Raw genomic sequence first — 1,718 nt, 5'->3', positions numbered from 1 at the left:
CTAGTGCCGCATCAGGCAATGTTTGCCTCGTTGTGATGTGACGCGCCGTCCGGCGGATGCTCTGGACGGCGCGTGTGCGCCAAGCTGTGCGGATGGCAGAGCGAGTACGGGTCAGAGAGATCGATGACGACGAGGGGCAACGGCTGCTGCAGATCGTCCGCAGAGGCACCGGGTCGGTGGTGACCTGGCGGCGGGCCCAGATGGTGCTGCTGTCCGCGCAGGGCATGGATGTCGGCAAGATCGCGGAGGTGACGTTCACCAGCGCGGACCGGGTCCGCGACGTGATCCACAACTTCAACGCGGACGGCTTCGACTCCCTCTACCCGAAGTACCGCGGCGGCCGACCGAGGACCTTCACGCTGCTCGAGCGCCGCGAGATCAAGAAGATCGCCAAGTCCAGGCCGGCCGAACACGGCCTGCCGTTCTCGACCTGGAGCCTGGCCAAGCTGGCCGACTTCCTGGTCGCCGAGGGGGTGGTCGACGACATCAGCCACGAGGGCCTTCGGATCCTGCTCCGTGAGGAGGGCGTCTCCTTTCAACGCATGAAGACCTGGAAGACCTCCCGCGACCCCGATTACGCTGCCAAGAAAGCCCGCGTCGAACACCTCTACGCCATCGCCGACGGAGGGGTCATACCCGAGGAGGGCGAACCCGAAGTCATCTTCTGCCTGGACGAATTCGGCCCGCTCAACCTCCAGCCCCACCCCGGCCGCCAGTGGGCGGAGCGCGGCGGCAGGCACAAGGACCCCGACCGCGAGCCCCGCCCCCGGCGGCGGGCGACCTACACCCGCCCCCACGGGGTCCGACACCTGTTCGCCGCCTACGACCTCGCCAAGAACCAGCTCTACGGCCACATCAAGAAGACCAAGAACCGCTCGAAGTTCCTGGAGTTCTGCCGCTACTTGCGCTCGCTGCACCCGGCCGACGTGCGCATTGCGATCATCTGCGACAACTACTCTCCGCACCTGACCACCAAGCGGTGCCAGCGGGTCGGGACGTGGGCGGCAGCGAACAATGTCGAGATCGCCTACACCCCGACCAACAGCTCCTGGCTCAACCGCATCGAGGCCCAGTTCACCGCCCTGCGCTACTTCGCCCTCGACGGCACCGACCACCCCAGCCACAAGGCCCAGGGCAGCATGATCCGCCGCTACATCATCTGGCGGAACAAGCACGCCACCGACAAGCACCTCAACGCCCTCGTGGCCAGGGCAAACGTCGCCTGAGCCCGGCCGCAGCAGCCAAGCTCACCAGAGGTGCAGGAAGCTCCGGACGTCGTCAAAGCCGTCGAGTGCCCGCCCGTCAACGTCCGTCGGGTCCGCTTCAGCCCGCGCCGCCAACGATTCCGCCAGCGCCAAGGCCTCATCGCTGAGACAACCGAAGCGCCGAGCGGCATGTCCAAGGCAGAGGCCGGCCAGCCCGAGCAGAGGGCTACCCGGCACGGCCCGCGTCCCGACCTCCACACACCAGTGCTCGACGAACGTCTGCTCTTCGTCGTTCAACGCAGTCCCGACCAACACACCTGCCGCCTCGGGCTCATGCACCCGGTCCCTGAGCGCCCGCTCCAATGTCTCAACGACCACGTCGTGGGGCAGAGCAGGAGGGTTCTCGAAACGACGATGTGAATGCATGCCGCGAGACTACGCACTCTGCAACGCCACCCAGCCGTTCGCCCCAGCCCCACAGGACGGGGCGAACGTTGCCTGACGCGGCACTAG

Annotated in this window: 2 protein-coding genes; one reads left to right on the top strand and one right to left on the bottom strand. The window is 66.9% G+C overall.

Annotation, left to right across the window (positions count from 1 at the left end; translation table 11 throughout):
• Positions 1-92: 92 nt before the first annotated feature.
• Complete coding sequence (locus tag ACIBHX_RS52330) at positions 93-1,226, top strand: IS630 family transposase (protein WP_397076533.1); 1,134 nt, start codon at positions 93-95, stop codon at positions 1,224-1,226.
• A 21-nt stretch (positions 1,227-1,247) separates the two neighbouring features.
• Here ACIBHX_RS52330 and ACIBHX_RS52325 read toward each other — a convergent pair whose 3' ends face one another.
• Positions 1,248-1,631: a hypothetical protein gene (locus ACIBHX_RS52325; protein ID WP_397076532.1), complete on the bottom strand. Its 384-nt coding sequence runs from the start codon at positions 1,629-1,631 to the stop codon at positions 1,248-1,250.
• Between the last annotated feature and the right edge of the window lie 87 nt (positions 1,632-1,718).

It is taken from the genome of Nonomuraea sp. NPDC050536 (genome assembly GCF_044457685.1).
In the GTDB taxonomy this organism is placed as follows: domain Bacteria; phylum Actinomycetota; class Actinomycetes; order Streptosporangiales; family Streptosporangiaceae; genus Nonomuraea.
The sequence above is the reverse complement of the archived record's forward strand: the minus strand, read 5'-3'. Positions and strand labels throughout refer to the sequence as shown.